Annotated in this window: 22 protein-coding genes; 14 read left to right on the top strand and 8 right to left on the bottom strand. The window is 71.7% G+C overall.

The window, feature by feature from the left end; all coding sequences use genetic code 11:
* Positions 1 to 14: 14 nt before the first annotated feature.
* The gene (gnd, locus tag NFR93_RS04785; protein WP_285814541.1) at positions 15 to 1,508 is read right to left on the bottom strand and encodes an NADP-dependent phosphogluconate dehydrogenase; all 1,494 of its coding nucleotides are present in this window, start codon (positions 1,506 to 1,508) and stop codon (positions 15 to 17) included.
* A gap of 114 nt (positions 1,509 to 1,622) precedes the next feature.
* Complete coding sequence (gene eda / locus NFR93_RS04780; RefSeq protein ID WP_251450453.1) at positions 1,623 to 2,273, bottom strand: bifunctional 4-hydroxy-2-oxoglutarate aldolase/2-dehydro-3-deoxy-phosphogluconate aldolase; 651 nt, start codon at positions 2,271 to 2,273, stop codon at positions 1,623 to 1,625.
* Positions 2,274 to 2,379: 106 nt separating this feature from the next.
* Between eda and NFR93_RS04775 the strand changes: the two genes are divergently transcribed.
* Positions 2,380 to 3,822 (top strand): gluconokinase, encoded by a 1,443-nt coding sequence (locus tag NFR93_RS04775; protein ID WP_251450452.1) that lies wholly within the window; start codon positions 2,380 to 2,382, stop codon positions 3,820 to 3,822.
* Here the strand turns inward: NFR93_RS04775 and NFR93_RS04770 are convergent.
* Positions 3,819 to 4,511, bottom strand: a complete 693-nt coding sequence (locus NFR93_RS04770) for a FadR/GntR family transcriptional regulator (RefSeq protein WP_251450451.1) — start codon at positions 4,509 to 4,511, stop codon at positions 3,819 to 3,821. The genes NFR93_RS04775 and NFR93_RS04770 overlap by 4 nt on opposite strands.
* Positions 4,512 to 4,591: 80 nt before the next feature.
* Positions 4,592 to 4,714: a hypothetical protein gene (locus NFR93_RS15970; protein ID WP_285814540.1), complete on the bottom strand. Its 123-nt coding sequence runs from the start codon at positions 4,712 to 4,714 to the stop codon at positions 4,592 to 4,594.
* A gap of 246 nt (positions 4,715 to 4,960) precedes the next feature.
* Here NFR93_RS15970 and NFR93_RS04765 point away from each other — a divergent pair, with 246 nt between their 5' ends.
* The gene (locus NFR93_RS04765; protein ID WP_251450450.1) at positions 4,961 to 5,599 is read left to right on the top strand and encodes a 50S ribosomal protein L25/general stress protein Ctc; all 639 of its coding nucleotides are present in this window, start codon (positions 4,961 to 4,963) and stop codon (positions 5,597 to 5,599) included.
* 92 nt (positions 5,600 to 5,691) lie between these two features.
* Positions 5,692 to 6,276 (top strand): aminoacyl-tRNA hydrolase, encoded by a 585-nt coding sequence (pth, locus tag NFR93_RS04760; protein WP_251451497.1) that lies wholly within the window; start codon positions 5,692 to 5,694, stop codon positions 6,274 to 6,276.
* A gap of 1 nt (position 6,277) precedes the next feature.
* Here pth and NFR93_RS04755 read toward each other — a convergent pair whose 3' ends face one another.
* The gene (locus NFR93_RS04755; RefSeq protein WP_502846253.1) at positions 6,278 to 6,874 is read right to left on the bottom strand and encodes a hypothetical protein; all 597 of its coding nucleotides are present in this window, start codon (positions 6,872 to 6,874) and stop codon (positions 6,278 to 6,280) included.
* Between the two features lie 114 nt (positions 6,875 to 6,988).
* On the opposite strand from NFR93_RS04755, the gene mfd reads away from it, so the two are divergent.
* Positions 6,989 to 10,627: a transcription-repair coupling factor gene (gene mfd / locus NFR93_RS04750; protein ID WP_251450448.1), complete on the top strand. Its 3,639-nt coding sequence runs from the start codon at positions 6,989 to 6,991 to the stop codon at positions 10,625 to 10,627.
* Between the two features lie 14 nt (positions 10,628 to 10,641).
* Here mfd and gdhA read toward each other — a convergent pair whose 3' ends face one another.
* Positions 10,642 to 12,000 carry an NADP-specific glutamate dehydrogenase gene (gdhA, locus tag NFR93_RS04745; protein WP_251450446.1) on the bottom strand — a complete coding sequence of 453 codons (1,359 nt, stop codon included), beginning with the start codon at positions 11,998 to 12,000 and terminating at the stop codon, positions 10,642 to 10,644.
* Positions 12,001 to 12,132: 132 nt separating this feature from the next.
* Here gdhA and NFR93_RS04740 point away from each other — a divergent pair, with 132 nt between their 5' ends.
* Positions 12,133 to 12,732, top strand: coding sequence for a gamma carbonic anhydrase family protein (locus NFR93_RS04740; RefSeq protein WP_251450444.1), 600 nt, complete (start codon positions 12,133 to 12,135; stop codon positions 12,730 to 12,732).
* 24 nt (positions 12,733 to 12,756) lie between these two features.
* Here NFR93_RS04740 and NFR93_RS04735 read toward each other — a convergent pair whose 3' ends face one another.
* Positions 12,757 to 15,432 (bottom strand): phosphoenolpyruvate carboxylase, encoded by a 2,676-nt coding sequence (locus NFR93_RS04735; protein WP_251450442.1) that lies wholly within the window; start codon positions 15,430 to 15,432, stop codon positions 12,757 to 12,759.
* A 166-nt stretch (positions 15,433 to 15,598) separates the two neighbouring features.
* On the opposite strand from NFR93_RS04735, the gene nhaA reads away from it, so the two are divergent.
* Genes nhaA through hisS form a run of 3 tightly spaced genes read left to right on the top strand, consistent with a single transcriptional unit; the run spans position 15,599 to position 18,790 of the window.
* The gene (nhaA, locus tag NFR93_RS04730) at positions 15,599 to 16,750 is read left to right on the top strand and encodes a Na+/H+ antiporter NhaA (RefSeq protein WP_251450440.1); all 1,152 of its coding nucleotides are present in this window, start codon (positions 15,599 to 15,601) and stop codon (positions 16,748 to 16,750) included.
* Entirely contained in the window at positions 16,714 to 17,502 is a 789-nt protein-coding gene (locus NFR93_RS04725; RefSeq protein WP_251450438.1) for a nucleoside triphosphate pyrophosphohydrolase, read from the top strand. The genes nhaA and NFR93_RS04725 overlap by 37 nt, the downstream gene beginning before the upstream one ends.
* Positions 17,503 to 17,533: 31 nt before the next feature.
* Positions 17,534 to 18,790, top strand: a complete 1,257-nt coding sequence (hisS, locus tag NFR93_RS04720; RefSeq protein ID WP_251451495.1) for a histidine--tRNA ligase — start codon at positions 17,534 to 17,536, stop codon at positions 18,788 to 18,790.
* On the opposite strand, the gene NFR93_RS04715 is transcribed toward hisS, so the two are convergent.
* Entirely contained in the window at positions 18,774 to 20,024 is a 1,251-nt protein-coding gene (locus tag NFR93_RS04715) for an APC family permease (RefSeq protein ID WP_251450436.1), read from the bottom strand. The two genes, hisS and NFR93_RS04715, sit on opposite strands and share 17 nt — an antisense overlap.
* Positions 20,025 to 20,112: 88 nt before the next feature.
* Between NFR93_RS04715 and NFR93_RS04710 the strand changes: the two genes are divergently transcribed.
* From NFR93_RS04710 to NFR93_RS04685, 6 genes are all read left to right on the top strand, one after another.
* A complete protein-coding gene (locus tag NFR93_RS04710; protein WP_251450434.1) occupies positions 20,113 to 20,913 on the top strand; it encodes an SGNH/GDSL hydrolase family protein in 801 nt (266 codons plus the stop codon).
* 49 nt (positions 20,914 to 20,962) lie between these two features.
* Positions 20,963 to 21,631: an O-methyltransferase gene (locus NFR93_RS04705; protein ID WP_251450432.1), complete on the top strand. Its 669-nt coding sequence runs from the start codon at positions 20,963 to 20,965 to the stop codon at positions 21,629 to 21,631.
* A gap of 95 nt (positions 21,632 to 21,726) precedes the next feature.
* Positions 21,727 to 23,007, top strand: coding sequence for a phosphopyruvate hydratase (eno, locus tag NFR93_RS04700; RefSeq protein ID WP_251450430.1), 1,281 nt, complete (start codon positions 21,727 to 21,729; stop codon positions 23,005 to 23,007).
* Between the two features lie 45 nt (positions 23,008 to 23,052).
* The gene (locus NFR93_RS04695) at positions 23,053 to 23,610 is read left to right on the top strand and encodes an FtsB family cell division protein (RefSeq protein ID WP_251450428.1); all 558 of its coding nucleotides are present in this window, start codon (positions 23,053 to 23,055) and stop codon (positions 23,608 to 23,610) included.
* Between the two features lie 56 nt (positions 23,611 to 23,666).
* A complete protein-coding gene (locus tag NFR93_RS04690; RefSeq protein ID WP_251450426.1) occupies positions 23,667 to 24,194 on the top strand; it encodes a DUF501 domain-containing protein in 528 nt (175 codons plus the stop codon).
* Positions 24,191 to 25,465: a S8 family serine peptidase gene (locus NFR93_RS04685; RefSeq protein ID WP_251450424.1), complete on the top strand. Its 1,275-nt coding sequence runs from the start codon at positions 24,191 to 24,193 to the stop codon at positions 25,463 to 25,465. The genes NFR93_RS04690 and NFR93_RS04685 overlap by 4 nt, the downstream gene beginning before the upstream one ends.
* Positions 25,466 to 25,487 lie beyond the last annotated feature (22 nt).

Raw genomic sequence — 25,487 nt, 5'->3', positions numbered from 1 at the left:
GCGCCGGAACGGCGTCAGTGGGTGTCTTCGGCCTCGATCTCGGTGCGGTCGCCCGACCACTGCGTGTGGAAGGTGCCTTCCTTGTCGATGCGCTTGTAAGTGTGCGCACCGAAGAAGTCGCGCTGGCCCTGCACGAGAGCGGCGGGCAGCCGCTCGGCCCGCAGGCCGTCGTAGTACGCCAGCGACGACGAGAACGCGGGGGCGGGGATGCCGGCGCCCGCAGCGAGCTGCACGATGCGGCGCCACGCGCCCTGCGCGCGTCCCAGTGCCTCGACGAAGTACGGCGCGGCCAGCAGCACCGGCAGGTCGGGGGTGTCCTGGTAGGCCTCGGCGATGCGGTTGAGGAACTGCGCGCGGATGATGCAGCCGCCACGCCAGATCTTCGAGACCGCTCCGAGGTCGATGGTCCAGTCGTACTCGGCGGCACCGGCGCGGATCTCGTCGAATCCCTGGCTGTAGGCGACGATCTTCGACGCGTACAGCGCCAGGCGGACGTCCTCGATGAAGGCGTCGGCGTCCGAGATCGCCAGCGGCTCAGCGGCACCGGGGAGGTCGCGCGAGACCTCGCGCTGCTCGGGGTGGCTGGACAGCGACCGGGCGAACACCGCCTCGGCGATGCCCGAGACGGGCACTCCGAGATTGAGAGCGGTCTGCACGGTCCAGGCGCCCGTGCCCTTGGCGCCGGCCTGGTCGAGGATGACATCGACCAGCGGCGAGCCTGTCTCCGCGTCGATCTGGCGGAGCACCTCGGCGGTGATCTCGATGAGGTACGACTCCAGCTCGCCGCCGTTCCACTCGGCGAAGACGTCGGCGATCTCGGCGGGGCTCTTGCCGGTGCCGCGACGGATGAGGTCGTACGCCTCGGCGATGAGCTGCATGTCGGCGTACTCGATGCCGTTGTGCACCATCTTCACGAAATGACCCGCGCCATCGTGACCGACGTGCGTGACGCAGGGCTCGCCCTCGGCGACGGCGGCGATGGATTTCAGGATCGGGCCGAGCGTCACCCAGGACTCGTCGGACCCGCCGGGCATGATCGACGGCCCGAGGAGCGCGCCCTCCTCGCCGCCCGAGATGCCGGCGCCGACGAAGTTCACCCCGGTCTCGCGGACGGCCTTCTCACGGCGGATGGTGTCGGTGAACAGCGCGTTGCCGCCGTCGACGATGATGTCGCCGGGCTCGAAGACCTCGAGGAGCGAGTCGATGACCGCGTCGGTGGGCCGGCCGGCCTTGACCATGATGATGGCCGTGCGGGGCTTGGCGAGGGTCGCGGCGAACTCCTCGTACGAGAACGCCGGCACGAACTCCGCCTCGGGGTGCTCGGCGACCAGCGTGTCGGTCTTCTCGCGGCTGCGGTTGTAGACCGCCACCGTGTTGCCCTCGCGCGAGGCCAGGTTGCGGGCGAGGTTGGACCCCATCACCGCGAGCCCGACCACGCCGATGTTCGCGGTCGCCTCCGACCCGGTCGCCTCGGTCCTCGTTGCCTCGGTCCTCGATGCCTCAGTCACACACACTCCTGTCGTCGTGCCTTCAAGCCTAGATTCTGACGCGTCCGTGTTACGGGGTGAGGGCGGGAGGCTCACCGGACGCGTGGGGGGATTGTGAGAGCCCCGCCGCGGGGTTCAGCGTAGCGCGACGGTGCCGAGCGCCTCGGCTTGTGTGACGGCATCCTTCGTCAGCCCGGTCACGCGTGCCCAGTCGCCGTCGCGCACGGCGTCCGCGGGCAGCATCCACGAGCCGCCTACCGCGCGCACCTGCGGGATCGACAGGTACGCGGCGAGGGTGTCGGGGCCGATGCCGCCGGTGGGGACGAATCCGACGTCGCCGAACGGGGCGGCCAGGGCGCGGAGGGCGGATGCCCCGCCGGAGGCCTCGGCGGGGAAGAACTTGAGCACGCGGGCCCCCGCCTCCAGCGCGGCCTGGATCTCGGTCGCGGTCACCGCGCCCGGAAGGACCGGGATGCCGAGCGATCCGCAGCGATCGATGACGGCGCGGCTGGTGCCGGGCGACACGATGAACCGGGCGCCGGCGGCGACGGCCTGGTCGACCTGTTCGGGGCGGATGACGGTGCCGGCGCCCACGAGGACGTCGGGTCGCTCGCGCACGGCCGCGGCGATGGCTTCGGCGGCTGCGGGGGTGCGGAAGGTGATCTCGGCGACGGGAAGCCCGCCCTCCGCCAGTGCGGCGGCGATGTCGGCGCCCTGCCGGGCGGTGTGCGCTGTGACGACCGGGACGATACGGTGCGCGCCCAGTAGTTCGAGGATGTCGTTCATCGCTGCCTTCCGTCGGCGCTTCCCCGCGCCATGCGGAATGATCATATCATTGGGGTGCGCGACCGCGACGCGTCGACGCACGACCACTCCGACGATGGGGCGATGCATGATCATTCTCGCGCTCGAGGCGAGCACCACCTCGGCCAAGGCGATGCTGTTCGACACCGACAGCGGGCTCTCCACGGTGCGCGCCCGCCGCTTCGAGGTGGCAGGCCCCGATGCCGCCGTGCGGGACGGCGACGCGATCTACACCCAGACGATGGCGCTCGGACGCGAGAGCGCAGCGGGACAGGACGTTGACATGATCGTCCTCAGCAGCACGTGGCACGGGCTGACGCTGCGCCACGACGACCTCTCCGCCGTGACGCCGGTGATGGAGTGGCCGTACACCGGCGCCCAGGACCTGTGCGCGCGGCTGCGCGCCGACGAGGCCTTCACCTGGTGGTTCTACGAGCGCACCGGGTGCATGGTCAACGCGGTGTACCCCGTCTTCAAGCTGCTCCATCTGCGGGAGCGCGGGCAGTCCCTCGACGGGCTGCTCGCGCTGGACCAGCCCAGCCTCATCTTCGCGCGCATGACGGGCCGGACGTGGACGAACCCGTCGCTGGCGTCCGGTACGGGCCTGCTCAACGCCCACACCGCCGACTGGGACGAGGAGGTGATCTCGCGCTTCGACCTGTCGGGCGTGCGCCTGCCGGAGCTCCGCGCCGTCACCGACACCGCGCCACTGCGGGACGACGCCGCGATCCTGCTGGGCGTGCGAGCCGGCATCCCCGTCCTCACGCCGGGACCCGACGGCGGTCTCAGCCAGGTCGGAGACCTCGCCACCGCCCCCGGCGACATGACGTTCTCCATGGGCACCAGCGGTGCGCTGCGCTTCTCGACCCTCCACCCCTCGTTGTCACCGACCCTCAGCACGTGGTCGTACCGCTCGCCCGCGGGCGCCCTCAGTGGCGCGGCCACCTCGGGCTGCGGCAACTGCGTCGACTGGGCGCGCGAGCGACTCTTCGGGCAGGCGGCGGACTACTCCGAGATCGAGCCCCTCATGTCGGCGGACCGTCGTGAGTCACCGGTCTTCCTGCCGTTCCTCTTCGGTGAGCGCAGTCCCGGCTGGCAGGATCAGCGCCGCGGCGGGCTGATGGACCTGCGGCCCGAGCACACCCGCGCCGACATGTACCAGTCGGTGCTGGAGGGCGTGGTCTACTCGCTCTTCCACTGCTTCAAGGAGCTCACGGCCCTCAACGGCCCGCCCCGGCGCATCGTGCTGTCGGGAGGGGTGCTGTCGTCGCCCTTCTGGACGCAGCTGACCGCCGACGTGTTCGGCGCCGAGATGGAGACCTCCGCTAGGCAGCACAGCTCGGTCGTCGGCGCGGTGCGCATGGGGCTGCGCACCGCGGGCCTGGACGACCGGCATCCGGCCCTCGAGGAGTCCGAGCCGCGCATCGTGAGACCGCGAGAGGAGCGCCGCGCGCAGTACGACGAGGGGTTCGCCCGCTACCTCGACCACTACGCCCGGACCGAGCCGACCGAGCGGACGTTCGTGCGCTAGCGTCCGCGCACTTCGCCCAGGACCGCGTCGACGTAGAGCCGGGTGTGATGCTCAGCGGCCTCGGCGTCTCCGCGGGCGATGGCGGCGGCGGTCTGGACGTGGTTGTGCAGCGCCTCCTGGTGCGGCACGCCGGGCGTGAGACCGAGGCGCGCGCGCCCGGCGATCACGGCCGCGATGGCGGGCTTGACCGCAGCGAGCATGAGGTTCCCGCTCGAGTCCAGGATGAGATCGTGGAAGGCGATGTCGGCCGCGAGGTATTCCTCACTGTCTCCTCGCCCGTCGTGGCCGAGATCCTCCAGCGTGGTGGCCAGACGCAGGATCTCGGCGCGCTCGCCATCGCCGGCCCGCTGGGCGCTGAGCCTGGCGGCGACCGGCTCGATGGCGGCGCGCAGCTCGGTCACGACGATCAGCTGCTGATCGCGGCCCGGTCCCGCCAGCTGCCAGCCGATGAGGCGCGTGTCGAGGGCGCTCCATTGCGAGACGTCCTGCACCCGGACCCCGACCCGTCGGCGCGAGGCGAGCATCCCCATCGCCTCCAGCACGCGCACAGCCTCGCGGACGACGGTCCGGGACACCCGATAGGTGTCTTCGAGCGCGGCCAGGGTCAGGACGGTGCCCGGCGCGAGCTCGCCCGAGGCGATGCGGGCGCCCAGGTCGTCCAGGACCGACCCGTGCGATGCCTGCGCCATGATCGGCCCCTCCTGAAGAACACGAGGACTCCCCGCATCCGGCGCGCCCGGACATGCGGAGCGCACCCGCGCGCGGCGGCTCAGTCCTGACGGTAGCCCTGGCGGCCCATCGTCCAGAAGGCGCCGACGGCCAGGACGGCCCCGACGGCCGTCATCGCACCGATCAGCCAGAGCAGAAGGTGGGAAAGAAAGCCGTACTCCATGGGGGTCCTCCGTCGCCGGTTCGCGTGCGTTCCTCATCGTACCGGCAGCGCTGGTAGACTCTCCCACTGTACTTCGGCGAGGGACGCCTCGTATCGGCCGCAGGGTCGCATGCGGCATCCGTGATCGACGAGGGTGTGGAGGCTCACGGTTCCTCACGCGCTCGCGTTCGAGTCGAATCCAGACCCCTGATACCCCGGGCCCCCGCCCGATCAAGAACGGGCCGACGCGCCCGCGAGGAGAGAACCATGTCGCAGGACATCGACACCAAGGTCCAGGCCGAAGTCCGCTCGAACTTCGGCAAGGGCTTCGCCCGCCGTCTTCGCGCGGCCGGCAAGATCCCCGCCGTCATCTACGGCCACGGCACCGACCCGGTGCACGTCGCGCTGCCGGGTCACCAGACCGCGCTGCTCATCCGCCGCGCGAACGCGGTGCTCGAGCTCGACATCGAAGGCGCTTCGCACCTCGCGCTGGTCAAGGACGTCCAGAAGGACCCCGTGCACCAGATCATCGAGCACATCGACCTGCTCGTGGTGAAGAAGGGCGAGAAGATCCAGGTCGACGTGCCCGTCGTCGTCCACGGCGAGTCCTTCGCCGGCACGATCGTCAACCTCGACGCGCAGACCATCCTGCTCGAGGTCGAGGCCATGCACATCCCCGAGCACGTCGAGGTCGACGTGGAAGGCCTCGAAGAGGGAACGCACATCACCGCCGGTGAGCTGACGCTCCCCAAGGGCGCGTCGCTGGCCGCCGACCCCGAGACGCTCATCGTGGCGATCTCCGTTCCGGCCGCCGAAGAGCTGCCCGAGGACGCCGCTGACGAGGACGAGGCCGGCGCCGAGGCGGCGACGTCGGAGGAGTCCTCCGACGAGGCCGCTTCCGAGTAAGTCGAATCGATCGGGTCGAGGGGGTGCGGATGCCGCGCCCCCTCTTCCTGTTCTCGGGCCTGCTGCGGCGGGGCCGACGAGAAGGAGAGCGCATGGCCGAGTCATGGCTCGTCGTGGGGCTCGGAAACCCCGGCCCACGATACGAGCAGACCCGTCACAACATCGGACAGATGGTCCTCGACGAGCTCGCCGCGCGGCGGGGGGAGACCTTCCGCGCCCACAAGGCCAACGCCCGGGTCGCCGAGACGTGGCTGCGTCCGGGCGGCGCCAAGCTGGTGCTGGCCAAGCCGAACTCGTTCATGAACGTCTCGGGCGGTCCGGTGTCGCAGCTCGCACGCTTCTACGGCCTCGACCCCGACCGCGTCGTCGTCGTCCACGACGAACTCGACATCCCGTTCGACACGATCAAGCTCAAGACCGGCGGGGGGCACGGCGGCCACAACGGCGTCCGCGACGTCGCCAAGGCGCTCGGCACGGCGGACTTCCCTCGCGTCCGGGTCGGCATCGGCCGACCGCCCGGACGTCAGGATGCCGCGGACTGGGTCCTGGATCCGTTCGGCGCCGCGGAGCGGACCACCCTTCCGAACCTCATCGCCGACGCCGCCGACGCGGTGGAGCAGCTCATCGACGAAGGACTCGTCGCCGCGCAGCAGAAGCACCACGCGCCGCGCGCGTGACTCATCCGCCGATGCTGCTGCCGGCGCCGAACCCCGCGGTGAGTGCGGCCTGGACGGCGGTGAAGAAGATCGCGGGTCCGAAAACGGCGATCACCACGGCGGCGATCGCGTAGCCGCGGCCGCGCCGTCGGAGGATCGCGACGACACCCTGCACCAGAGCCCAGACGCCGAGGACGGTGCCGATCCAGAACGACGCCTCGGCGAGGAGCACGAGGTCGCGCACGGGCGAGAGCACGGACCAGTCGACGTTCATGTCCATCGGGCGCAGCGCGATCTCGGACCCCGCCCCCATGCCGATCCGGAAGGCGGCCCACGCGCCGACGAGGGTCGCGCCGACCGCGGCGATGAGTGCGAGCACCAGCGACACGATGCCCAGCGCCGGTGTCGCCGGCGCGGCCGGGGCGGTCGCCACGGGGGGCATGCCCGGCGGGGCGTAGCGCGCACCGGGCCCGCCGTAGCCGGCCGGCATGCCGTGCGGGCCGGCGGCCGGGGGAGTCGCGGGGGAGCCCGGCGGTGGTCCGAACGGCGGCGTTGCGGGGGCCGCCCACCCTGGCGGGGGCGTCGGGCTCTGCTCCGGGCGATCGCTCACGACACTCATCCTATTTGCGGCCCGGGCGAGGTCCCAGAGCGATCGACGGGCGGTGCGTCGGCGCCGGGCCGCGCGGCGCAGGAGGCCGCCGCCGGGGTCGCCGGTCGGACGTAGACTCGTCCGGTGACAGTTCCCGGGATCCTTCGCGCCCTCGAACAGGCTGAGTCGTTTCAGGATGCGGTGGGTGCGGCATCCGTCGACGCCGACTTCTCGCTGGTCGAAGGCCTGGACGCCCCTTTGCTGGCGGCACTCGTCGAGCGCCGCGGAGGAGCCGGCCGTCCGCCGGCCCTCCTCGCCGTCGCCCCGACCGGGCGGCGCGCGGAAGCCCTGGGGCCCGCACTGGAGGCGCTCCTGCCGGGCGCGCAGGTCATGCACTTCCCGGCGTGGGAGACCCTGCCGCACGAGCGGCTCAGTCCGTCCGCCGAGACGGTCGGCCGTCGCCTCGAGATCCTCGCCGCGATCGCCGCCTGGGACGGCGCCGCGCCGCTCGTGATCACGGCGTCCGTGCGTGCCGCGATCCAGCCGCTCGCCCCGGGCCTGGCCGATGCCCCGCCCATCCGGCTGGACATGGGCGGGCGCGGCCACGAACTGTCGGACATCGTCGAGCAGCTGGTGACCCTGGCCTATCACCGTGTCGACATGGTGTCGCGCCGCGGCGAGTTCGCGGTGCGCGGCGGCATCCTCGACGTCTTCCCGCCGACGGCGGCCCACCCCTTCCGGGTGGAGTTCTTCGGCGACGAGATCGATCAGATCCGTGCGTTCTCCGTCGCCGATCAGCGTTCGCTCCCGGGCGATGTCCCCGACGTGGTGCTGCTCGCCGGTCGCGAATTGCTGCTCACCGATGCGGTGCGCACGCGGGCCCGCGAACTGCGCGACACGCTGCCGGGTCTCGGCGGCATGCTCGAGAAGATGTCCGAGGGCATCCCGGTCGAGGGCATGGAGTCCCTCATGCCGGTGGTCCTCGACGGTCTGGTCACCCTCGTGGACTATCTGCCTGCGGGGGGCGCGGTGTGCCTCGTCGAACCCGAGCGGTGCGTCACGCGTGCCCTGACGCTCGGCGACACCAATCGCGAGTTCCTCGACGCCGCCTGGAGCGCCGCGACCGCGGGCGCGGACATGCCCGTCGACACCTCCGCGGTGAGCGCCAGCCTCGGCGCCGGAGATTTCGTCACGCTGCCGCGCCTGCGCGACGTGGCGCGGGAGCGCGACGACGTGTGGTGGACGCTCAGCTCCTTCGACTCCGGGGCGGCGGACGCCTCGGCCGAGGGCCTCCTCGACATCGACGTGGCGCTCGAGCAGTCCGCCGCCATCCGCGTCCGCGGTGCCGCCGTGCCGGCGTTCCACGGCAACGTCGACGGCGCGACCGAGCACGTCGGGGCGCTTCTGGCCGACGGCTGGCGCGTCGTGGTCGCCGCCTCCGGGACCGGTCTGGTCGAGCGAGCGGGCGATGTGCTCTCCGACCGGGGTATCGCGGCACGCCGCGTCGACCACGTGGGCGACGCGCCCGAGCCGGGCGTCGCCCAGCTGGTCATCTCGTCGCTGGAGCGCGGGTTCGAAAGCGAAGAGGCCAAGCTCGCCGTGCTCACCGAGGCCGAGTTCTACGGCCGCACGATCGGCGGCGATCAGCGTGTGGTCAAGAAGCTGGCCTCGCGTCGTCGCAACGTCGTCGACCCGCTGCAGCTGAAGACCGGCGACTACGTGGTGCACACCACGCACGGGATCGGTCGGTTCGTCGAGCTCACCCAGCGCGAGGTCTCCAGCGGCGGTCGCAATGCCGTCAAGAGCGTGCGCGAGTACCTCGTGCTCGAGTACGCGCCCAGCAAGCGCGGATACCCGGGCGACAAGCTGTTCGTCCCCACCGACCAGCTCGACCTGCTCTCGCGCTACGTGGGCGGCGAAGCGCCCACGCTGTCGAAGATGGGCGGCAGCGACTGGGCGCAGGCCAAGGGTAAAGCGCGCAAGGCCGTGCGCGACATCGCCGTCGAGCTGGTGAAGCTCTACTCCGCGCGGATGGCGGCCAAGGGCCATGCGTTCGGGCCGGACTCGCCGTGGCAGCGCGAGTTGGAAGAGGCGTTCCCGTTCGCCGAGACCCCGGATCAGCTGCAGACGATCGACGAGATCAAGGCCGATATGGAGAAGCCGATCCCCATGGACAGGCTGCTGTCGGGCGACGTGGGCTTCGGTAAGACGGAGGTCGCCGTCCGCGCCGCCTTCAAGGCGATCCAGGACGGCAAGCAGGTTGCGATGCTCGTCCCCACGACCCTTCTGGTCAAGCAGCACCTCGAGACCTTCACCGAGCGCTTCGCCGGCTTTCCGGTGAAGGTGAAGGCCCTGTCGCGGTTCCAGACCGACAAGCAGGCCCGCGAGGTGGTCGAAGGTCTCTCGGACGGCACCGTCGACATGGTGATCGGCACGCATCGCATCCTGACCGAGAAGGTGATCTTCAAAGACCTCGGGCTCATGATCATCGACGAGGAGCAGCGGTTCGGCGTCGAGCACAAGGACAGCCTGAAGAAGCTCAAGACCAACGTGGACATCCTCGCCATGAGCGCCACCCCGATTCCGCGCACGCTCGAGATGGCGGTCACCGGCATCCGCGAGATGTCGACGCTGCAGACCCCGCCCGAGGACCGGCATCCGATCCTGTCGTACGTCGGACCGCGCAACGACAAGCAGATCGCGGCGGCGATCCGCCGGGAGCTGCTGCGCGAAGGGCAGGTCTTCTACGTGCACAACCGGGTGCAGTCCATCCAGCGGGTGGCCGCCCACCTGGCAGAGCTCGTTCCCGAGGCCCGCGTGGTCGTCGCGCACGGCCAGATGGGGGAGCACCAGCTCGAGCAGGTCGTGGACGACTTCTGGGAGCGGCGCGCCGACGTGCTCGTGTCGACCACCATCATCGAGACCGGCCTCGACATCGCCAACGCGAACACGATCATCATCGACCGAGCCGACAAGTACGGTCTGTCGCAGCTGCACCAGCTGCGCGGGCGAGTGGGTCGCGCGCGCGAGCGGGCGTACGCCTACTTCCTCTACGACGAGAACAAGCCGTTGTCCGAGACGGCCGCCGACCGCCTCGAGACGATCGCGGTGAACAACGACCTCGGCAGCGGCATGCAGGTCGCGCTGAAAGACCTCGAGCTGCGCGGGGCGGGCAACCTCCTGGGCGGCGAGCAGGCCGGCCACATCGCCGGCGTCGGCTTCGACCTCTATCTGCGCATGATCGGCGAGGCCGTCTCGGCGTTCCGCGGTGAAGAGACCGAGGGCCCCGCCGAGCTGCGACTCGAACTGCCCGTGCAGGCGCGCATCCCGGAGTCCTACATCGACAGCGAGCGCCTGCGACTGGAGGCCTACCAGAAGCTGTCGGCCGCGGCATCCGTCACCGCGAAGGATGACGCGATCGACCTCGTCATCGAAGAGCTCACCGACCGCTATGGCGACCTCCCCGCCGAGGTCGAGGGGCTCATCGAGGTGGCGCGACTGCGGCGGCGTGCGGCGCATGCCGGACTCGCCGACGTCGTCGCCATGGGGCCGAACCTGCGGATCGCGCCCGCGCACCTGCCCGATTCGATGCGCGTGCGCCTGCAGCGGCTCTACCCGAAGGCGAAGCTCCTGTCGGGGGGCGACGCCCTCGTGGTGCCGCTGCCGACCGCGGCGGGCGAGGCCGTGGGCGATGCCGACCTGATCGCGTGGGTGGGGCAGCTGCTCGACCAGCTGTGGCCCGTCAAGAAGGCAGAGCCCGCCACGGTCGACGCGGGCGGCTGACGTTCACCGCCGACTCAGATGACGCCTTGCGCCTGCATGGCGTGGGCGACCCGCTCGAATCCGGCGCAGTTGGCCCCGACGACATAGTCGCCCGGCCGGCCGTACCGCTCGGCGGATGTGAACGCAGCGTCGTGGACCCCGCCCATGATGGCGCGCAGCTTCGCCTCGCTGTCGCCGAAGCTCCACCGCTGCCGGGACGCGTTCTGGCTCATCTCCAGCGCGGAGGTGGCCACGCCTCCTGCGTTCGCGGCCTTACCGGGCCCGAACAGCACGCCGGCCTGCTGCAGCGCATGCACGGCATCGGGGGTGGTGGGCATGTTCGCGCCTTCGGCGACCGCTCGGACGCCGTTGCCCACCAGAGCGAGCGCGTCGGCCTGGTCGAGTTCGTTCTGTGTGGCGGAGGGGATCGCGACATCCACAGGCACCTCCCACGGCCGTGCGCCCTCGACGAAGCGGGCGCTCGGGCGGCGGGCCGCGTAGTCGTGGATGCGGCCGCGCTCGACCTCTTTCACCTGGCGCAGGACCTCGAGGTCGATCCCGGCGTCGTCGACCACATACCCCGATGAATCCGAGGCGGTGACCGGCGTCGCCCCCATCTGCCATGCCTTCGCGATGGCGTAGACCGCGACGTTGCCGGAACCGGAGACGGCGACGCGCTTGCCGTCGAGCGAGTCGCCCTGGACCCCCAGCATCTCCTGGACGAAGAACACCGCGCCGTAGCCGGTCGCCTCGGTGCGCACCTCCGCGCCACCCCACTGGACGCCTTTCCCGGTGAACATCCCCGACTCGTGCCGGTTGGTGATCTTGCGGTACTGGCCGAAGAGGTAGCCGATCTCGCGCGCGCCCACGCCGATGTCGCCCGCCGGGACGTCGGTGTGCTCGCCGAGGTGCCGGTACAGCTCGTTCATGAACGATTGACAGAAGCGCATGACTTCGGCGTCCGAACGGCCGTGGGGGTCGAAGTCGCTGCCGCCTTTGGCGCCGCCGATCCCCTGGCCGGTGAGGGCGTTCTTGAACACCTGCTCGAACCCGAGGAACTTGATGATGGAGAGGTTCACCGAGGAGTGGAACCGAAGCCCGCCCTTATAGGGGCCGAGCACGGACGAGAACTGCACGCGGAACCCCCGGTTCACCTGCAGCCGTCCGGTGTCGTCCACCCACGGCACACGGAACACGATCTGTCGCTCCGGCTCCACCAGACGCTCCAGGATGCCGTCCTCGACGAACCGCGGGTGCGTCTCGAGGACGGGGGCGATCGACTCGAGCACCTCGTGCACCGCCTGCAGGAACTCCGGCTCGTGAGGATTGCGGGCATGGACGGTGTCGAGGACGGACTGGACGGGCGCCGGGAGGGCGCGGGGCGACGTGGTCATCGTGGAGCTTTCCGGATGGGCGGAGCGCAGCAGCAGAGAGCCGGCGCCGTTTCACCCTACCCACGCGCGCGGAGCGCGTTCGCACGTGTGACGCCGCCCGGCGTTACGCTGAGCAGCGACGAGGGAGGCACGATGCAGTTCGAGCACCTCGGGGCGCGGCCCCGCATTCATCCGGACGCCGTCATCGCGCCGACCGCGGTGATCAGCGGCGACGTCGTGATCGGCGCCGACTGCCAGGTGCTGCACGGGGCGGTCATCACCGCCGAGGGTGGGGCGATCACCCTGGGCGAGAACGTCATCGTGATGGAGAACGCGCTCATCCGCGCGACCTCGACCAATCCCGTGCACATCGGCGATCACGTCCTGGTCGGACCGATGGCGAGCGTGTCGGGCGCGACGGTCGGCGACGAGGTGTTCCTGGCGACGGGGACGCGGATCTTCAACGGGGCTCGGATCGGGGCGCGCAGCGAAGTGCGCATCAACGCCGTCGTCCACCTGCGCACCGAGCTGCCCGAAGACGCCGTCGTGCCCATCGGGTGGGTCGCCGTCGGAGAACCGCTGCAGATCCTCTCACCCGACCGGCACGACGAGATCTGGGCGGCCCAGCGCGAACTGGACTTCCCCGGGTACGTCTTCGGACTCGACCGGTCGACCCCCGACCTCATGGTCCAGCTCACCGAGCGGTACGGCCGCAGCCTCGCCCGGCATGCGGACGACCGCCGGGCCGACTGACCCGCCGGTGCGCCGCAGGCCCGCTCAGCCGGTGTTCTGCAGTCCGGCCGCGACGCCGCTGACCGAGAGCAGCAGCAGTCGCTGCTGCTCGGGATCGGGCTCCGCGCCTTGCCTCGCGGCATCCCGGAGCGCGCGCAGCGCCCGCAGCTGCAGCAGCGAGAGCGCGTCGACGTAGGGGCTGCGCATCTTCACCGCGCGTTGCAGCACGGGTTTGTTCCCGAGCAGCTCGGTGCCCCCGGTCAGGCGCACGACCCAGTTGCGGGTGACCGCCATCTCGTCGAGCACCAGCTGGGCCAGCTCGTCGCGGTCGCCGAGCTCGAGGTAGCGCCGCGCGATGCGGGTGTCGGCCTTGGCCAGGCTCATCGCCACGTTGTCGATCATCGTGCGGAAGAGCGGCCACTGCTCGTAGGCCTCCCGCAGCAGGTCCTCGTCTCCGACCGCGTCGAGGGCCGTGCCGAGGCCGAACCAGCCGGCGAGGTTGATGCGGGCCTGCGTCCAGGCGAAGACCCACGGGATGGCGCGGAGGTCCTCCAGCGACTCCACCGACAGCCCGCGTCGAGCCGGCCGGGAGCCGAGCGCCAGCAGGCCGATCTCCTCCATCGGCGTCACCTGCGCGAACCAGGGGGCGAAGCCCGGTGCCTTGACCAGCGAGAAGAAGCGCTCCCGCGAGGCGGCGTCCATCGTCGCCGCGATTGCGGCGTAGCGCTCGGCGGCGGCGGAGTTGCGCTGCTCGATCGACGGCGCCGACGCCAGCAGCACCGCCGCGGCCACCTGGTCGATGTGCCGCATCGCGATGGCGGGGTCCCCATAGCGGGCGAAGATGACCTCGCCCTGCTCGGTGAGCTTGAACCTGCCGTCGACCGAGTGCGGGGGCTGCGCGAGGATCGCCGAGTTCGCGGGCCCACCGCCGCGGCCGAGCGCTCCGCCGCGGCCGTGGAACAGGGTGAGCTCGATGCCCTCGGACCGCGCCCACTCCGAGATGCGGGCCTGAGCGGTGTAGAGGGCGAGGTTCGCGGCGACGGGGCCGACGTCCTTCGACGAGTCCGAGTACCCGAGCATGACCTCCAGGCGTCGTCCGGTCGCCTCCAGCCGGGCGGTGAATTCCGGATGCCGCATGACCTCGGCGAGGATGTCGGGCGCGGCCTGCAGATCGGCGAAGGTCTCGAAGAGGGGGATGACATCCAGCACCGGGGGAGTGCCGTCCGGCCCCGCGGCGTACCGGGCGAGACGGTGCACGGCGGCGAGGTCGTCGGCGGACTGCGTGAACGACACGATGTAGCGACCGGCGGCGCGCGGACCGTAGCGGTCCTGCAGGAAAGCCACCGCGCGGAAGACGTCCAGCACTTCGTCGGTCTGCTCCGAGCGCGGGCCACCGGCATCCAGCTCGGCGAGCACCTTACGGTGGACGGCGGAGTGCTGGCGCACCTCGAGCTCGGTGAGGTGGAAGCCGTAGGTCTCCACCTGCCACAGCAGCTGCTGCAGGTGTCCGTACGCCTGCCGCGCGGCACCGGCCCGCACCAGGGAGTCCTGGACCGTGCGCAGATCGGCCAGCAGCTCGTCCGGTGTCCGATACGCGCGGTCGGCGTCGCGCTCGCGGGTGGCGGCGATCTTCCGCGCGATCAGCAGCAGGATGCGCCGGTGCGGCTCGTTCGGCGAGCGCTTCGCGATGTCGTGGGCGGCGTCCTCATCGGCGGCTTTGAGCGAGTGCCAGAGGGTGACCAGCGCATCGCTCGGAGGCGTGGTGGCGGCATCCAGGGTCATCGTGCGCCCGATGCGGCTGGCGCTCGCCTCCAGGCCCAGGAGCACGTGCTCGCTGGCGATCTTCGCGGCCTTGCGGGTGACGGACGCGGTGACGAACGGGTTGCCGTCGCGATCGCCGCCCACCCACGAGCCGATGCGGACGAAGGGCCGCACGACGGGGGCGCGGCCACCCGCCCCCGGACCCTGCAGGGCGTCGTCGATGCGCCGGTAGACGTGGGGGATGGCGGTGTAGAGGGTCTCGTCGAACACGCCCATCACGGCGCGAACCTCGTCGGTGGGGGTCGGCTTCTCGGCCCGCAGCGGCGCCGTGCGCCACAGCGTGTCGATCTCCTCGAGCATGCGGCGCTCGGCGCGGCGCTGGTCGGCGCCGTTGCGCAGCGACGCGTCGTGCTCGTCGAGCAGGGTGGACAGGCGTCGGACGCTCGATGAGACGGCGCGGCGCCGGGCCTCGGTCGGGTGCGCGGTGAAGACGGGGTGGAACCGCAGGGACTGCAGACGCGCGAGGGCGGTCTCGTCGCCGACCTCGGCCGACAGGCGCACGAACGCCGCGGCCACGGAATCCGTGGCCTCCTCGCGGTCGGGGCGTCCGTCGCGCTCACGCAGGATGCGCACGCGCTGGTGCTCCTCGGCGAGGTTCACCAGGTGGAAGTAGGCGGTGAAGGCGCGGGCGACCTCGTCGGCCCGCGAGACGCTGAACGAGTTCGCGATCGCCTCGGCGCGCTCGACGGCGGCGGGCGTCTCGTCGGTGTAGGCCTGGATCGTCGCGACGCGCAGACGCTCGACGTCCTCGTACAGTCCGGGCGAGCCGCTCTCGCGCAGGACGCGGCCCAGGAGCGAGCCGAGCATGCGCACATCCGCGCGCATGCGCTCGGGAATCTCCTGGCCGGCCTCGAACCGTCCCACGAGGTCGATCGCTTCGGTCTGGGTGGGCTCACGCATGGACTCCACGCTATCGCCGTGAGATCACCCCGACGTGACGCGGTGTCACGGTGTGACGCATCCGGGCGACGTCCAGGCCGGTTCGGTAGGCTGGTCGGCGGTGTGCCGGGAAGTCTGGTCGGCGGTGGGCTCTGCCCACCCGTCACCGGACCCACGGAAGGATTCCATGTCCCTGTTTCGCTCTGCGCGCTTCCCCGCGATGGTGCTTCTGGCCGCCGCCGCCCTCGGTCTCATCGTGGCCAATTCCCCGCTCGGCGGGGGCGTCGACCAGCTCATGCACACCTACCTCGGCATCCCCGGGGTGTTCGAGCTCTCGATCTCGCACTGGATCAAGGACGGCCTGCTCGCGGTCTTCTTCTTCGTCGTCGCGGTCGAGCTGCAGTTCGAGCTCACCAACGGCCAGTTGAACTCGGCGAAGAAGGCGATCCAGCCCGCGATCGCCGCGGCGGGCGGCGTGATCGTGCCCATCGCCGTCTTCCTCCTGTTCGCCTGGGGCGCGGATGCCGCACGCGGCTGGCCGATCCCCACGGCCACCGACATCGCCTTCGCGCTCGGGGTGCTCGCCGTCTTCGGCCGCGGACTGCCGCCCGCCCTGCGCGTGTTCCTGCTCGCCTTGGCGATCCTCGACGACATCGTGGGCATCATCTTCATCGCGGTGCTGTTCACCACCGACGTCAACTACGCCATGCTCGGCGGCGCCGCCCTTCTGGTCGTCCTGTTCGGATTCCTCAGTCGCCGGCTCGGGGATCGACGCAGTGCGCCGCTCGTCGTGGCCCTCATCGTCATTGCCGTGGTTGCGTGGGCGCTGACCTATCTGTCGGGCGTCCACGCCACGATCGCCGGCGTCGCCCTCGGCCTGGCGATGAGCCAGCAGCCGGCGCTGCGCACCCGTCACGTGCTCGAGCCGTGGGTGAACGCGGTGGTGCTGCCGCTGTTCGCCTTCTCGGCGGCGCTCGTGGTCATCCCGCAGGTCTCGCCGACGCAGCTGTCCCCGGCGTTCTGGGGCATCGCCGTTGCGCTCCCGGTGGGCAAGATCATCGGCATCGCCCTGTTCGGGTGGGTGTCCCTGCGGATCGGCGCGCGCGGCGCGGCGCCGCACCTGAGCTTCACCGACCTGCTGGCCGCCGGCGCGCTCGGCGGGATTGGGTTCACGGTGTCGCTGCTGCTGAGCGAGCTCGCCTTCGCCGATCAGGCGCTGCTGCGCGACGAGGCGACCCTGGGCGTGCTCGCCGGGTCGATGATCTCCCTCGCCCTGGCCGCGGGTCTCGTATCGTGGCGGGCATGGCACTACCGGCGGCTCGAAGCGACGATGCAGTGACCGATCCGCTGCGCGAAGCGGCGGAGGTCATGCGCGCGGTGCGCGACCGCTGCGTGTGGACGCAGCAGATCGACCACCGCGCGCTCGTGGCGTACCTCGAAGAGGAGGCGGCGGAGCTCATCGACGCGATCGAGACCGGTTCGCGCGAAGAGCTGCGTGAGGAACTGGGCGACCTGCTGTGGCAGGTGCTGTTCCACGCCGAGATCGCCTCGCGCGACGCCGCTGCCCCCTTCGACATCGACGATGTGGCCCGCGGGCTCTCCGACAAGATGATCCGCCGGCACCCCCATGTCTTCGCCGGCGAGACCGCGACGACGCCCGAAGAGGTGCTGGTCCACTGGAACGCCGCGAAAGCGGCCGAGAAGTCCTCGCGCACCAGCATCCTGGACGGCGTGAGTCAGCGCATGCCGACTCTCGCCCTGGCCCAGAAGCTGCTCGGGAAGGCCGCCCGCATCGGCGCGTCGCCCGATCTGTCCGCGAAAGTACATCCCCGTGACGAGAGGGCGGGCGCCACCCACCCGCTCGGCGGTGAGGAGTACTCTCGCGGTCAGAGGTCGGGTTCAGGGCCGCCGGCGGCGCCGGCGGCGTCGGCTCTGGGGCCGGGGTCGGAGGCGGAGCTCGGCGAGGCGCTGCTCGCCCTCGTCGCGACCGCCCGTGCGCAGGGGTGGGATGCCGAGCGCGCACTCCGGGAGCGGCTGCGGATGCTGCAGGCCGACATCCGGGCTGCGGAATCGGGTGATCTGGAAGACTAGGGCGGTGCCCTCCGTGAATCCGCCGCGCGGCATGCGCGACTTCCTGCCCGCCGACAAGGCCCGACGCGAGCGAGTGCTCGCCGTCATCCGCGAGCGCTACCGTGCGCACGGGTTCGACGAGATCGAGACCCCCGTGATGGAGGAGCACGGCCGCCTCCACGCCGGCATCGGCGGCGACAACGAGAAGCTCGCCTACAACGTGCTCAAGCGCGGCCTCGACGCCGACGCCATCCGTGCCGCGGCCGAGGATCCCGCGGCCCTCACCGACCTCGGGCTGCGGTACGACCTGACGGTGCCGCTCGCGCGCTTCTACGCCACGAACCGCGGCGCACTCCCGACGGTCTTCCGTGCGGTGCAGATCGCCCCGGTGTGGCGTGCGGAACGCCCGCAGAAGGGCCGCTACCGCCAGTTCGTGCAGTGCGACATCGACATCATCGGCGACGCCGCGCCGCGCGCCGAGGCCGAGCTCATCGTCGCGACCCTCGACGCCGTGGACGCCCTCGGCCTGCGCGGCGCGAGCGTGCGCATCAACGACCGGCGCGCCCTCGATGGGATGCTGGCGAGCTTCGGCTTCGCCGAGGCGGACCGCCCGGGTGTGCTCATCACGATCGACAAGCTCGACAAGATCGGGCCGGAAGGGGTCGTCGCCGAGCTGCGCGAGCGCGGCGCCGATCCCGCCGCTGTGGCGGCATTCGCGGAGTTCCTGGACCGCGCACCCGCACCGGCGGCGCCGTTCGGCGCGGAGGCGATCCGCGCGGCTCTGCCCCCGGGAGTCCCCGACGAGGTCGTCGCGCACCTGGCGGGCGTGGGCGCCGCCGTCGCCGCAGCGCTCGGCGCAGACGACGCGAGCCCGCTGGTGTTCGACCCGTTCCTGGTCCGCGGGATGGGGTACTACACCGGCGCCATCTTCGAGCTCGCGCACCCCGACGTGTCGTACTCCCTCGGCGGCGGGGGCCGCTACGACGGCATGATCGGGCGCTTCCTCGGACAGGACGTCCCGGCCGTGGGCTTCTCGATCGGCTTCGAGCGCATCGTCGACCTCGTCGCGGAAGACGACGCCGCTGCCGCCGCGGCGATCGTCCTCGTGCACGACCGCGACGTTCCGCTGGACGAGCTGCTCGCCCTCAAGACCCGCTTCGTCGCCGAGGGCGCGCGGGTGCGCCTCGAACAGCGCACCAAGAACCTCAAAGCGCTGCTGGAGCGCGCGGCGGCCGACGGCTACGGCGCGTTCGCGCTCGTCTCGGCGGGATCCGCGCGCGAGAGCCTCGAGGTCAAGCCGCTCGCGTGACCCGCCGTCGCACGAGCCGGTAGAGCACTCCCGCTCCCACCACCGCCACGCCTGCGACGACGCTCTGCCACGGCAGGGTCAGACACAGGATGCCGCACCCGGCCGCGCCGATGGCCTGCAGCATCCGCGGGTATCGCCGAACCGCGCCACGCTGGCGGGAGGCGGCGACGTTGGCGACGAAGTAGTACAGGAGCACGCCGAAGGACGAGAAGCCGATCGCGCCGCGGAGGTCGACGAGCAGGACCACCCCCACGACGATGGTCGCGACGACCGCCTCCGCACGGTGCGGGACGCGCCACCGCGGATGCACCGCCGCCAGCGCGTGCGGCAGGTCGCCTTCACGGGCCATGGCGAAGGTCGTGCGGCCGATGCCGGCGATGAGAGCCAGGAGCGCCCCGAGCGAGGCCGCTGCGGCTCCGACGCGGACGATCGGCTCGGCCCAGGGCCACGCGGACCCGGCGACCGCGTCGGCGACCGGCTCCGTCGACGCCGCGGTGGCGTCGGGCCCGAGCGCGGTCAGCACCGAGATGCCGACGACGGCGTAGACCACGACGGCCCCGGCGAAGGCGAGCACGATGGCGCGGGGGATGGTGCGCTCCGGATCGCGGACCTCCTCGCCCATCGTGGCGATGCGGGCGTAACCGGCGAAGGCGAAGAACAGCAGTCCCGCGGACTGGAGGATGCCGTACCAGCCGCCCGTCCACAGCGCGTCGGCGCCGAGCACGTCGGCGCGCGGCGCCGTGCCCGCCGCGGCGACGGCGACCGTGAGGCAGAGCAGCACGACCACGACGATCACGCGGGTGAGGGCGGCCGTGCGGGTCACCCCGAACCAGTTGACCGTCGCCAGCGCGACCACGGCGACGGCGGCGACCACGCGCTCCCACCCTTCCGGTGCGGCGTACGCGGCGAACGTGAGCGCCATCGCGGCGCAGCTGGCGGTCTTCCCGATGACGAATCCCCACCCGGCGACGAATCCCCACCACGGCCCGAGCTCGGCGCGGCCGTAGGCGTATGTGCCACCCGACGTCGGATGGGCCGCGGCGAGCTGCGCGGAGGACGTCGCGTTGCCGAAGGCCACGACCGCCGCCAGGGCGAGCCCGATCAACAGCCCGCTTCCGGCCGCCGCGGCGGCGGGGGCGAACGCGGCGAACACGCCCGCGCCGATCATGGAGCCCAGGCCGATGAAGACGGCGTCGCCCAGGCCCAGACGACGCGACAACGAGGGTGCGGTCACCGCGGCACTGTATCGCGGCCAGGGCTCGCCCCGACGCCCGTCACCCCTGCGACACATGCCGTTCACCGGCATCCGGTCGGATCCGACCATGCACCGGTCCCGCCTGGCTCTCGCCGTCGCGCTCGTCGCGGGCCTCGTCGCCCTCGGTGCGCTGGCGCTGCGTGCCGTGCTGCGGCGCCAGGCGGCGCTGGCCCGGCGCCGCATCGGCAAGCCCCTGGGCGAGCAGGCGCCCGACGCCGACCGGGTGTGGCGGCCGTCGCTGGCGGGCGAACCCCTGGACCTGCTCATGCTCGGAGACTCCATCGCCGCGGGCCTGGGCGCTCCCCGCCCCAAAGACACCCTCGGGGCGCGTCTGGCCAAGGCCCTCGCCCGGCGGGAGCAGCGTCCCGTGCGGCTGCGGACGGCCGCGGTCGTCGGCGCGGAATCGGCGGGCCTGGCCGGTCAGATCGATGCACTGCCGGCCGACTACAGGCCCGAGCTGGCCGTCATCGTGGTGGGCGGCAACGACGTCACCCACCGCCTGCCGGTCTCGCTGGCCGCGGCGCACCTCGCGCGGGCCGTCGAGCGTCTGCGCGGGCGCGGCGCCGAAGTGGTGGTGGGTACGTGCCCCGACCTGGGCGCGCTGCGCGCGGTGCCGCAGCCGCTGCGCGCGCTCGGGTCGCGGCTGTCGCGTCAGCTCGCCGACGCGCAGGCCGTCGCCGCGACGAGGGCGGGAGCCCGGGCGGTCTCGCTGCGCCGCGCCGTGGGAGAGGTGTTCGTCTCGCGACCGGACGAGATGTTCAGCCTCGACCGGTTCCATCCCAGTGCCCTGGGGTACCGCCGGACCGCCGACGCGCTCCTCGTCGCCGCGTCGGCGGCGCTGCGGGATGCCGGTGAGGGCGCGCATTGAACCCGTGACGGTCCTTGACGGCACGGCGCGGGACTTGTTGGCTGAGCACATGGCCGATCCCACTGCCGATCTCGCCCGCCGCGTCGACGCCTACCTCACCGCCACGCTCGTCGGACACGACGACGCGCTCGAACGTGCGGTGGCCGATCAGCAGGCCGCCGGCCTGCCGGCCATCGAGGTCGCGCCGGTGAACGGCAAGCTGCTGCATCTGCTGGCCCGCATCTCGGGAGCGCGGAGAGTGCTCGAGATCGGCACGCTCGGCGGCTACTCCACGATCTGGCTCGCGCGCGCCCTGCCCGTCGGCGGACAGGTCGTCACGATCGAGGCCGAGGAGCGCAACGCCGAGGTGGCGCGGGCGAATCTCGACCGGGCGGGTGTCGGCGAGCGGGTGGAGATCCTCCTCGGCCGCGCCGCGGATGTGCTGCCCACCCTTGACGGCGCGGAGCCGTTCGACATGGTGTTCATCGACGCCGACAAGGAGTCCAACACGATCTACCTCGACTGGGCGGCCCGCCTCGGGCACAGCGGCACCGTCGTCGTGGTCGACAACATCGGGCGCGGGGGAGAGGTGGCCAACCCGGCGACGGAGCGATCCGATGTGATCGGCACCCAGCGCGGCCTCGAGATGCTCGGCCGCGACCCGCGCTTCGATGCGACCGCCCTGCAGACCCTCGACCTCAAGGGCTACGACGGGATCGCCATCGCCCGGCTCGTGTGACGGCGCGACGATGTCGCCGGCATCGGGCATCACTAGACTCGGGGGCGGACCGACGACGCTCCCATGAACCACCCTCCACAAGCAAGGAGCTTCCTGTGGCACAGATCGAGGCTGTAGGCGCGCGCGAGATCCTGGATTCGCGCGGCAACCCCACCGTCGAAGTGGAGGTGCTGCTCGACGACGGGATCGTCCAGCGCGCGGCCGTCCCCTCCGGCGCATCCACCGGCGCGTTCGAAGCGTACGAGCTGCGCGACGGCGACAAGAGCCGTTACGGGGGGAAGGGCGTCCTCAAGGCCGTCGCCGCCGTCATCGACGAGCTCGGCCCGGCCATCGAGGGCGTCGAGGCGAGCGAGCAGCGCGTCGTCGACGAGATCCTCCTCGAGACCGACGGCACCGAGAACAAGTCCCGCTGCGGCGCCAACGCCATCCTCGGTGTGTCGCTCGCCGTGGCGAAGGCCGCGGCCGACAGCGCCGACCTGCCGCTGTTCCGCTACCTCGGCGGACCCAACGCGCACGTCCTGCCCGTGCCGCTGTTCAACGTCATCAACGGCGGCGAGCACGCCGACAACGGCATCGACATGCAGGAGTTCTTCCTCGCGCCCATCGGCGCCGAGACGTTCGCCGAGTCGCTGCGCTGGGGCACCGAGGTCTACCACGTCCTCAAGGGCGAGCTGAAGGCCGCGGGCTTCGCGACGGGCCTCGGCGACGAGGGCGGCTTCGCCCCCGACCTGCCGAGCAACCGCGAGGGTCTCGACTTTCTCGTGCGCGCCATCGAGAAGGCCGGCTTCACTCCCGGCAGCGACATCGCGCTGGGCCTGGACGTGGCGGCGACGGAGTTCTTCAACGACGGCGTGTACCGCCTCGACAACAAGGACTGGACGGCCGCCGAGCTCACCGAGTACTACGTCGGGCTCGTCAACGACTACCCGATCGTGACCATCGAGGACGCGCTCGCCGAGGACGACTGGGACAACTGGAAGGCCCTCACCGACGCGCTCGGCACCAGGACGCAGCTCGTCGGCGACGACCTCTTCGTCACCAACCCGCAGCGTCTGGCGGACGGCATCAAGCGGGGCGTCGCCAACTCGCTCCTGGTCAAGGTCAACCAGATCGGCACGCTGTCCGAGACGCTCGACGCGGTCGACATGGCCCACCGCGCCGGCTACACCGCGATGCTGTCGCACCGCTCGGGTGAGACCGAGGACACCACGATCGCCGACCTCGCCGTCGCCACCGGCGCCGGTCAGATCAAGAGCGGCGCGCCCGCGCGCAGCGAGCGCGTGGCGAAATACAATCAGCTTCTGCGCATCGAGGAAGAGCTGGGCGACGCGGCGACCTTCATCGGCCGCGCGGCCTTCCCGCGCTTCACCAGCTGACGGCCGCCTCGCGCGGTCGCGAGACCGACACCGAGAGGGGGGAACATGGCGAAGAGCTCTGGTCCCCCCTCTCGCGTTCCCCGGCGCGCGTCGGCGGGGGCGCGCGCCGCGCGCGGTGCCGTCGACGCGCGCGTCTGGCTCTCGGGCATCCGGCTGTCGGGCTTCATGGTGATCATGCTGGGGCTGGTCGTCCTCGCCGCCTTCGTTCTCGTCCCCACGGTGGGTACGTACGTCTCGCAGCGTCAGCAGTTGGCCGCGCTCGAAGAGAGCGTCCAACTCACCCGCGACGAGGTCGCCGATCTCGAGGCGCAGCGCGACCGCTGGCGCGACCCCGCCTACATCACCACGCAGGCCCGCGAGCGGCTCTATTACGTGCGTCCCGGCGAAGTGGTCTACCTCGTCGACAACGACCTGCCGCCCGAGCTGGTGCCCCAGGAGCAGCGCGCTGTCAGCGAGGACGTCGAAGCCACCCGCACCGACTGGATGGGCCAGCTCGTCCGCTCGATCACCGAGGCGGGGCTCGCCACCACCGGAGTCGCCCCGATCACCGTCGGCGTGCCCGACCCGGCGCCGACCCCGTCGCCCTCCGACACCGCGGAGTAGTACCGAGGTCGCCGCGGATGCAGACTCGTCCCAGGCGTCGGCGCTAGCCTGGCCGGGTGACGACGCCGCCCTACGCCCCCGTGTCCGACGCCGACCTGGCGGTGCTCCGCCAGCAGCTCGGACGCCCCGCTCGCGGCGTCGTCGGCATCGCCGCGCGCTGCGTGTGCGGCAATCCGACAGTGGCGGCGACCGCTCCCCGGCTGGACGACGGCACGCCGTTCCCCACGTTCTACTACCTCACCCACCCGGGTGCCACGGCCGCGATGTCGGCCCTGGAGGCCACGCAGGTTATGCGGGAGTTCAGCGACGAGCTCGCCGGCGACGACGAGCTCGCCGCTCAGTACGGGGCGGCGCACGAGGCGTACCTGCGCGATCGTGCGGGCTACGGCGCTGTCGAGGAGATCGAGGGCATCTCGGCGGGGGGCATGCCCGTGCGCGTGAAGTGCCTGCACGCCCTCGCCGCGCACGCGCTGGCCGCCGGCCCCGGTGTGAACCCGTTCGGCGACCGCGCGCTGGCCCGGTCGACGTGGTCGCCCGAGCGCTGCTCGTGCGTCGAGCCCGGTGCGGCGGGGTCCGGCGGATGAGGCTGACCCCGATCGTCGCGGCGGCGACGGCGCTCGTGCTGACGCTGGCGTCTCCGGCGGCCGCGGCCACCCCCGAGGCCGAGCCCGAAGAGGACCCGGTCCGCGCCGCGCAGTACTGGCTCGAGGACTACGGCATCGAGGATGCGTGGGAGACCACCCGCGGTGAGGGCGTGCGCATCGCCGTGATCGACACCGGCGTGGGTCGCGGCCCGGTCGAGTTCGAGGGGGCCGTCGTCGGTGGCATCGACGTGTCGGGCGTCGGCGCACCCGACGGAAGGATGCCGGTGGGCGCCGTGGACGCCAACCACGGCAGCTGGGTGGCATCGCTCGCAGCCGGCCGGGGCACCGGCCCCGATGAGGGCATGATCGGCGTCGCGCCGGAGGCGGAGATCCTCGCGGTGTCCGTCGGCTTCGGCACCTCGTCGGCCGTGCCGTTCTCGCAGCAGATCGCGGAGGCCATCCGCTGGTCGGTCGACAACGGGGCCGACATCATCAACCTCTCGCTCACCACGAACACCCCGGACTGGGACACCAGCTGGGACGACGCGTTCACCTACGCCTTCGACAACGACGTCGTCGTCGTGGTCGCCGCCGGCAACCGGGGGAGCGGCACCGATCGCGTCGGTGCCCCCGCGACGATCCCCGGGGTGCTCACCGTGGCGGGCGTCGATCCGGACGGCCGCGCGAGCGTCGAAGCATCCACCCAGGGGATCACGATCGGTGTCGCGGCTCCCAGCGAGGAACTCATCGGCGTCTCGGCGGACGGCCGCCTCGTGCGCTGGAACGGGACGAGCGGCGCCGCGCCGATCGTCGCCGGTGTCGCCGCCCTCGTGCGCGCCGCCCACCCCGACCTGGACGCGGCCAACGTCATCAACCGCATCATCAGCACCGCCACCCCGCCCGCGGGCTCCAGCGCCGTACCCGATCCCCTCTACGGCTACGGACTCGTGGATGCCGAGGCGGCCGTCTCCGAGACCGTCGCCACGGTCACGGCGAACCCGATGGGCAGCCTCGCGGACTGGATCCGCATCTACCGGCGCGCCCAGAGCGACCCCGTCCCGGAGCCCTCCGCGCAGCCGGTCGAGGTCGACCCGCTCCCGCCTGCGGACCCCGCTGAACGGGCCGCCTCACCGCTCCTTCCGAACCAGCAGACGCTGCTGTACGGAACCGTGCCGCTTCTGGTCTTCACCGTCACGGCTATACTGGTCGGGCTCGGCGTCACCGCTGCTGTCCGACGCATCCGATTGGCGTCCCGCGCGCCGAGCCGCTGACACAGGAGGAGAACTCCAAACC

It is taken from the genome of Microbacterium sp. Marseille-Q6648, assembly GCF_943181415.1.
Taxonomy (GTDB): Bacteria; Actinomycetota; Actinomycetes; order Actinomycetales; family Microbacteriaceae; genus Microbacterium.
The sequence above is the reverse complement of the archived record's forward strand: the minus strand, read 5'-3'. Positions and strand labels throughout refer to the sequence as shown.